General features: G+C 59.9%; 5 protein-coding genes and 1 pseudogene. 1 reads left to right on the top strand and 5 read right to left on the bottom strand.

Translation table 11 applies throughout. The features are described 5' to 3' along the window. Positions 1-147: 147 nt before the first annotated feature. The 5 genes and pseudogenes from P1U55_RS12150 to P1U55_RS12175 all read right to left on the bottom strand — a co-directional run bounded on the left by P1U55_RS12150 (position 148) and on the right by P1U55_RS12175 (position 6,447). Positions 148-2,505 carry a TRAP transporter large permease subunit gene (locus P1U55_RS12150; RefSeq protein ID WP_301047883.1) on the bottom strand — a complete coding sequence of 786 codons (2,358 nt, stop codon included), beginning with the start codon at positions 2,503-2,505 and terminating at the stop codon, positions 148-150. A 12-nt stretch (positions 2,506-2,517) separates the two neighbouring features. After that, complete coding sequence (locus tag P1U55_RS12155) at positions 2,518-3,411, bottom strand: TRAP transporter small permease subunit (protein WP_301047884.1); 894 nt, start codon at positions 3,409-3,411, stop codon at positions 2,518-2,520. Between the two features lie 75 nt (positions 3,412-3,486). Continuing rightward, a complete protein-coding gene (locus P1U55_RS12160) occupies positions 3,487-4,575 on the bottom strand; it encodes a TRAP transporter substrate-binding protein (protein ID WP_301047885.1) in 1,089 nt (362 codons plus the stop codon). Positions 4,576-4,997: 422 nt separating this feature from the next. After that, positions 4,998-6,082: pseudogene (locus P1U55_RS15870) on the bottom strand (Hint domain-containing protein). Positions 6,083-6,312: 230 nt separating this feature from the next. Next, a complete protein-coding gene (locus P1U55_RS12175) occupies positions 6,313-6,447 on the bottom strand; it encodes a hypothetical protein (RefSeq protein WP_301047888.1) in 135 nt (44 codons plus the stop codon). A gap of 329 nt (positions 6,448-6,776) precedes the next feature. On the opposite strand from P1U55_RS12175, the gene ilvB reads away from it, so the two are divergent. Continuing rightward, on the top strand, positions 6,777-8,068 hold a 1,292-nt coding region (gene ilvB, locus P1U55_RS12180), incomplete at its 3' end, for a biosynthetic-type acetolactate synthase large subunit (RefSeq protein WP_301047889.1).

Below are 8,068 nucleotides of genomic sequence, written 5' to 3' on the forward strand. Positions count from 1 at the left end.
AAAAACCTCCGCCCGCTGCGTTCAAGGCTGAAACCGCCGCAAGCCACCTTGCCGCCCTCTAAGCAACCTCCCCCCTGAAAAGCAAAACCCCCGCGCCGTTTCCAGCGCGGGGGTTTGCCTTTTATTCCCGGCCCAAACACTGGCCGATCAGTTGCCGATCAGGTTCGGCACAATCGAAACGATGCCGGGGAAGAACCACAAAACCCCAAGCCCCACCATCTGGATCAGCACAAACGGCAAGACCCCGCGATAGATGTGCCCCGTCGTCACCCCCGCCGGGGCCACGCCCCGCAGGTAGAACAGCGCAAAGCCAAAGGGCGGCGTCAGGAAGCTGGTTTGCAGGTTCACCGCGATCATGATCGTCACCCACTTGGGGTCCATCGTGCCGCCGTAAATCACCGGCCCCACGATGGGCACCACGATGTAAATGATCTCCAGGAAATCGAGCACGAAGCCGAGGATGAACATCACCAACATCACGATCAGGAAGACCTTGATCTCTGAATCAAAGCTCTTGAGGAATTGCTGAATGTAATGCTCGCCGCCAAAGCTGATGACCACAAGGTTCAAGATCTGAGAGCCGATGAGGATGGTGAAAACCATGCTCGTCACTTTCGCGGTCTCTCGCACCACCGGGCTCAGCACCGCGCCGCGCCACAGCACATAGGCGGCATAGATCAGCCCGAAGAACGCCACCATGTAGGCAATAAAGGCAACGCCAAAGGCCAGCCAGCTTTCCAGCGACACGTTCTGCTGGTTGATCCTGAGATCAAAGTTCATGCCGACCAGGATCATGATCACCGTGGCAAACGTCGCCGCGAGGATCACCTTGGGCGAGCGCCCCTCATCACCAAGCTTGCGATAGGCCGCCAGCATCAGCGCCCCCGCCGCACCAAGCGCCGCCGCGGGGGTTGGATTGGTGATGCCGCCAAGGATCGAGCCAAGCACCGCCACGATCAAAACCAGCGGCGGAAAGACCACCCGGATCAGATCATTGGCCGCAAGCCGCGCCGCCGCATGGCGACTGGCCCATAGCATCACCAAAACCGGAATCGCCATCCAGGCCACCGTGCCAAGGGCCGAGGTTGTGGACCGGATGAACAGCAGATCAACCAACAGCAGCAGCACAATCCCCGCGCCGCCAATCGCCAGCGGTGTGGCCGAGGCCACCGGGGCCACGCCCCGCGCAACAAAGAACATCACGGCAAACATCACCGCGATGGTGGCGATGCCGGTGCCAATGGGCGGCGCATCGGCCACCGGGGCCACAAGCGGCGCTTGTTCGTCGTCGCCGGCCTCGGCCCGCGCGGCCTCAGCTGCCGCCACGGCTTCAGCCTTCGCAGCCACCGCCGCAACTGATGCGTCCCACTTCTCTTGGCCATGCAGTTCGATCATCGCGCCCTGGCACTGCTCCGAAACATTGGTGCGCAGGTAGGATCGGTCTTCCACCCCATCGCCCGCCACAAGCTGCTGCGTCTGGCTTCCGACCACACCAAGCTGACCAAAGATCACCGCCGCGCCGATCGCAATAACCGGCAGCGCCACAAACCACGTCATCCCCTCGCTCCGGGTGATGACAGCCCCGCCCGAAGCGTCAAGCTGCACCGCTGGCGCCTTGCTGGGGTTCACCACAGCATAGCCAAAGGCATAAAGCGCATAGAGCAGCGCCAGCATCACGCCGGGCAGCATCGCCGCCTGAAACAGGGTGCCAACCGACACAACCGCAGGCTTGCCCAGCAACGTCAACGCGTCTGAACAGCCCGCCGTTTGCGCGCGCGCCTCTTGCGCGGTCGAGTAAAGATCACCGGCCAGCGTGCCCAACAGCACGATCACGATAGAAGGCGGAATGATCTGGCCCAGCGTGCCACTTGCCGCGATCACCCCGGTTGAAAGCTCGGGCGAGTAGCCGCTGCGCAGCATGGTCGGCAGGCTCAAAAGGCCCATCGTCACCACCGTCGCGCCCACGATCCCGGTCGAGGCCGCAAGGAAGGCGCCCACCACCACAACCGACACCGCCAAACCACCCGGCAGCGGGCCAAACACCCGCGCCATCGTGGTCAGCAGGTCCTCGGCGATCTTCGAGCGCTCCAGCACGATGCCCATCATCACGAACATCAGCACCGCCAGCAGCGTCTCGATCGACTGGCCCGCAAACACGCGATCGTTCATCCGGTTCACGATGAACGAAAGGTTCCGGTTCATCGCCATCTCCCAGCCACCGGGGAAAAGCGCCTCTTCTATCCTGGGGAGTTCGGGGTATCGGAACACCGATATATCGTCCCTGTGGACGCCCCTGCTCAATATATCATTATACGCCGCCGAGCTTGTATCAATCGCCTGGTGGATCAACATCCCCTGCGCATCCAGCAGCGCGATGATCGCAAACGAGATCACCCCCGCCCCGCCAATCGCAAAGGCCACCGGAAACCCCGAAAGAATGCCCGCAAACAGGCACAACAGCACGATCAGAAGGCCGGTTTCTATGCCGTCTAGTCCGAAAATCATCCACCCAAACCCCTAGAGCGTGCCTTCATAGGCTTCTTCACCTTCGCCAAGGGTGTCCTTGTCGAGGTATTTGTTTTCGCTTTCTTGTCCTTCCACGAACTCCCGGTAGGAGCGGTAAAAGAAGGCAACCGCCTGCAAGAGCACCAGCGCACAGAAGGCAACCATCAGGACCTTGAACAGGAAGTAGCCGTTAAAGCCATTCGGTGAAAACCCGATGGTCTCCACGTTCCACTTCACGATCTTCGATTTGCGAAGCAACCCGTCGAGCGTGTCAGAGGCCGAAACCTTTGGTGTAATCAGGCTCCGCCACAGGAAATTCCAGGCATAGAGCCATGTCAGCACCGCCGCCGGCACCATGAAAAACAGCGCGCCGAACATGTCGACCACCTTTTTCACCCGGTGGCGCACCACCGCGTAAACCAGATCAACCCGCACATGCGAGCCCTGCACAAAGGCATAGGTCACACAAAGGGCCACGATGATCGCGTTATAAAGCTTGAGCTCTTCCGAGAACCAGCCAACCGATTGGGTGAAGCCAAAGCCGAAAGGCGCAATGGTGATCTCGCCCACCCGAAAGATGGATTGCAGGAAAACAATCATCACCTGCTGGAACACCATCAGCAGGCCGATCCAGGCCGCCGTGCGGCCAACCGTGTTGGCAAACCCCTCCAGCACCCTGACACAGCCCCACATGAAACGCGGAAAAATCAGCCCGATCACGGTGACAACAAGGAAAATGTCGAAAACTGCGAAGAAAAGCTCCTTTGACGCGCCGTAGTAGATGAACCGCATCAACGCTTCCTTGTCTGACCAGTCCAGCCAGCTCATCGGATGCGTCAGCGCATGGAAAATGTTGTAAAAGCCCATCCCGATTTCGGTGATGACCCATGTGAGCGCTGCCACCATACGCCCTGCCCCCTCTACGAGAAATGGCTGCGCGCGCGCGAACGCGCGCAGCTTTTTTGCTTTAGCCTTACCGGCTTACATTGATTCCAGCACGCGGTTGCGCTGTGTAGCGTAGAAGCTGTCCGTCGCCGAGAGCCAGCGCGAGGAGGCTTTCATGGAGGCCTGGGCGCTCTCATGGATCTTCTTGAACATGTCGTCCGAGGTGTAGCCGTTGAGCAGATCAATCGACGCCTTGCCAAAGGCGTCCCACACATCCTCGGAGAACTCCTTGACCTGGGTGCCACCCGCCTTCAGGCGATCAAGCGTCGGGCCGTTGTTGGAGATGAACTGGCCATAGTTGCTCTGATGCCCATCGGCACAGGACATGTCGACGATCTTCTGCTGGCTCGCGGTGAGCGAGTTGAACACGTCGAGGTTCATGCCAACCGAAAGCGCGGCGCCCGGTTCGTGGAAACCGGCGGGGTAGTAGTAATCGCAAACCTCCTGAAGGCCGAGCTTCTCGTCCGACCACGGGCCAACCCACTCGGTGCCGTCCAGCGCGCCGGTCGACAATGCCTGATAAATCTCTCCGCCCGGAAGCACCTGCACCGAGGCACCAAGCTTCGAAAGCGCTTCACCACCAAGGCCCGGCATGCGGAACTTGAGGCCCTTGAAGTCATCAACCGATTTGATTTCCTTGCGATACCAGCCGCCACCCTGGGCGCCGGTCTGGCCTGCGATGAAGGCACGAACGCCAAACACTTCGCCAAGCTCGTGGTGCAGCGCCTTGCCGTCCTGGCCGTAGTACCAGGTCATCAGCTCGGGCACTGTCATGCCAAAGGGAACCGTGGCGAAGTAGGCCCATGCCGGATGCTGGCCAACCCAATAATAATCGGCCCCGTGGTACATGTCGGCCTGGCCCGAAACCACAGCGTCAAAGCTTTCCAGAGCGCCAACCAGCTCGCCGGCGGCTTTCGGCTCAACGGTCAGCTGGCCATCGGTGGCTTCGGTGATGTTGTTGGCAACCCGCTCAACCGAGTCCCACACACCGGCAAGACCGCGCGGCCAGGTGGTGACCATGGTCAGCGTGCGCTTGCCTTGGGCGTAGACCGGAGCGGCCAGAGTGCTGGCAGCAACAGCACCGCCTCCAAGAGCAGATGTTTTCAAAAAAGAACGACGGTCCATTGAATTCCTCCCGTTAGTATGCCCAGACCCGTGCCGGGCACTTCCCTTATGGTTCGCGCAAGCTAACGGCAGAACTCCGGCAGATAAATACCAAGAAACGCGTCGGAGGGCGCAAACTTTAGGCAAACATCGGTTTTTTTGGAATTTGGGCGTGATTGACCTTGCTTCTGCGCACCTTCCGGCCCTTTTCGCGCGTCAATCTGCCCATTTTGACCACCCAAACCTCCACCCAGCCTCCATACTTCACTGCCTCGACCGCTGCCCATGCGTGAGGCTGCGATCACAAGCGTTTCTTACTGCCCGGGCGGCGGGGAATGGTCGCGGTGTGGGGGTGTCCTGGCCGGTGAGGCAGCATTCGCCCCGCCTTCCTTGTGGCACCTGGCGGTTTCGCACCAGTTCACCCCACCCTCAACAAGCCCGTCCTAGGTGAAGTTCAAAGCGAGCCGCCGTGCCTCCTGAACACGCAATATCGGGGCCGCGAGATGCCCGTGGCCCTCAATGGCGCTTGCAATACCATCACCAAATATCTCTTGAACTTCGGCCCGGCACGGCTCGGGGATCGCCTCAATCGCCATGGGGCCCGGAAAAAAGCTCTCCGTCGGGGTGCCGTTCGCGTAAATAATCTCATGTTTCTCAAAGACGAGGTGAATATAGGTCACACGCCGTTTCCCATGGGCCACGCGAACGCCCGGACGGGGAGCCAGCGCCTTGGCGGGCACCAGAACGGAGTGCCCCAAACTATCCTTCACCAGCATCCGGTGCTGGGGCGTTACGCACAGTTTGCTGTTTGGACGGCGCGGCCCCAGCGACCCCGCTTAAACATGATTGGCTTCAACCGTTCCGGTGCCGTGCTGAAATCCGGCTCTCGCACCAGGATCGCCCGCACCGGTTGGGGGCCATTAACACGGGTCACAACGAGGTCGCCAATCTCAAGCTCTTCCACCGCTGTATCGCCATCGGGGGTGCTGATCATGCTGCCTGCCACAAAACAGACCACATTCATGTCGTTATTCGTCGTCGATATGACGCCCGCATCCGAAAACCCGACATTGTTGATGTAGCCGGTCTGGATCGACTGCACATCCATGTCCCCATAACTATCATTCGGGATGATGAAATGCCTGACATCCGGGCCATTTGAGACAGTCAGGAAAACCACATCAAGATTGCCTTCAAGAATTTTGGGATCAAAGTCCTGTGTGGTTCCATCCCCAAGGGTAAAACTGCCGGTGGTGGACGGTTCCTGGATTTGGTCGATGTTATAGGAAAGACCGTCAATCACGATGTCGTCCCACCTGTCGAATTCACCATCATTGAGATCGACGGAGCTTACATTGTCCACAACCCCCAATAGATTTCCGTTCGCTTCGGAATAGGTCGTGTTTTCACTGATGTCGCCGACTTCAATAAGATCGAAAATAACTGCCATGGTTCCCACTCGTAACTGCCCACGCGGCGACTGGATGTGCGCATGAAAAGAGGGCATTCCTGCCCCATCCGCCGTCATGTGTAGCGACGACAGGTAAAGAAACCGGTAAACCCGCAGCTACAACCAAATTAAAGCTGTCCATGCGCGCCGAAGATGGCAATTCGCTGTCGAAACAATTCCCCAACGGGTACGTTGTCCGCTTTTGAGGATGACCCGGATCTCGCAAAATCAAAGCAACCCCAGCCCCGTAACGCCCCTCGCCCGCCGCAACAGGACCTCGTCAAACCACGGCGGGCAGGGCCAGTTCTTTACCGGAAGCCGACGAACGACAGGATAGCCAGAACGATGACAACAAGGCCGACAATGTAAATAATGCGATTCATGGGGGCTTCCTCCAATGCTGTGGTCGCGATTCCTGCCTGCTCGCCAGGCGGGTCGCTCATTGGGGCCTCAACGCAACGTGATCACCTTTGTTCCCTGCAACCGCCCCTGCGCCCCCGCACCCCGGCCGCCGCAACAAAGTTACCCCAAACCCCTCCCCCGCGACATTTTCTAAATTTCGCCTGTTGACGCCCCCGCCTCACCCGCTTAGTTTCCCATGCAAGCGAAACCCCGAGAGGCCCCGATGGACACTCTTCTTGTAATTGTAGGAACAAGGCGCATGGGCCGGTAAAGCACCGGAAACTCAAACAACTCCCCATGCGCCCCCGTCTAACCGGGGGTTTTTTTGTGGCAAATGCCAGGCACGACGCCAGATGAGAGGAACGAAACGATGGCACGTCAGATGACCGGAGCGAAAATGGTGGTTCAGGCCCTGAAGGATCAGGGTGTGGAAGTCGTGTTTGGTTACCCCGGCGGGGCTGTCCTTCCGATCTATGACGAGATCTTCCAGCAAAACGAAATCAAGCACATTCTGGTGCGCCACGAACAGGCCGCCACCCATGCCGCCGAGGGCTATGCGCGCTCCACCGGCAAGCCCGGCGTGGTGCTCGTCACCTCCGGCCCCGGTGCCACCAATGCCGTGACCGGCATCACCGATGCGCTGATGGACTCTATCCCGATCATCGTGCTCACCGGGCAGGTGCCGACCTTCATGATCGGCTCCGATGCCTTTCAGGAGGCCGATACCGTGGGCATCACCCGCCCCTGCACCAAGCATAACTGGCTGGTGAAAGACACCGATGATCTCTCGGCCACCATCCACGAGGCGTTCCACGTCGCCACCTCCGGCCGCCCCGGCCCGGTGCTGATTGATGTGCCCAAGGACGTGCAGTTTGCCTCCGGCACCTACACGCCCCCGGCTTCGGTGAAATCCCACTACCAGCCCCGCGTGAAGGGCGACGCCGAGATGATCACGGCGCTGGTCGAGGCGATGGAAGAGGCCGAGCGCCCGGTGTTCTATACCGGCGGCGGGGTCATCAATTCCGGTGTCGCCGCCAGCCAGCTGCTGCGCGAGTTTGTCGAAGCCACCGGCTTTCCCATCACCTCCACCCTCATGGGCCTCGGCGCCTACCCGGCCTCCGGCAAGGAATGGCTGGGGATGCTGGGGATGCACGGGCTTTACGAGGCCAACATGGCGATGCACGGCTGCGATCTGATGATCTGCGTCGGCGCCCGCTTTGATGACAGGATCACCGGCCGCATCTCCGATTTCTCGCCCGATAGCACCAAGGCCCATATCGACATTGATCCAAGCTCGATCAACAAGGTGATCCACGCCGATATCCCGATCATCGGTGATGTCGCCCATGTGCTGGAAGACGCTCTGCGCATCTGGAAAAGCCGTGGCCGCAAGGTCAACAAAGCCGGGCTGGCCGCCTGGTGGGACAGCATCGCCAAATGGCGCGAGGTGCGCTGCCTCACCTACACCGCCTCCGAAAAGGTGATCAAACCGCAGCACGCCCTGCAACGCCTCGAAGAGCTGACCAAGGGCCGCGATCGCTACATCACCACCGAAGTGGGCCAGCACCAGATGTGGGCCGCGCAGTTCCTCACCTTCGATGAACCGCACCGCTGGATGACCTCGGGCGGCCTCGGCACCATGGGCTATGGCTTCCCGGCCTC

Origin of the sequence: Vannielia sp., from assembly GCF_029212645.1 — a bacterium.
In the GTDB taxonomy this organism is placed as follows: domain Bacteria; phylum Pseudomonadota; class Alphaproteobacteria; order Rhodobacterales; family Rhodobacteraceae; genus Vannielia.

Excerpts from the sequence above, each read along its gene's own strand:
- P1U55_RS12150 (WP_301047883.1), bottom strand. The coding sequence starts at position 2,505 with ATGATTTTCGGACTAGACGGCATAGAAACCGGCCTTCTGATCGTGCTG.
- P1U55_RS12155 (WP_301047884.1), bottom strand. The coding sequence starts at position 3,411 with ATGGTGGCAGCGCTCACATGGGTCATCACCGAAATCGGGATGGGCTTT.
- P1U55_RS12160 (WP_301047885.1), bottom strand. The coding sequence starts at position 4,575 with ATGGACCGTCGTTCTTTTTTGAAAACATCTGCTCTTGGAGGCGGTGCT.
- P1U55_RS12175 (WP_301047888.1), bottom strand. The coding sequence starts at position 6,447 with ATGAGCGACCCGCCTGGCGAGCAGGCAGGAATCGCGACCACAGCATTG.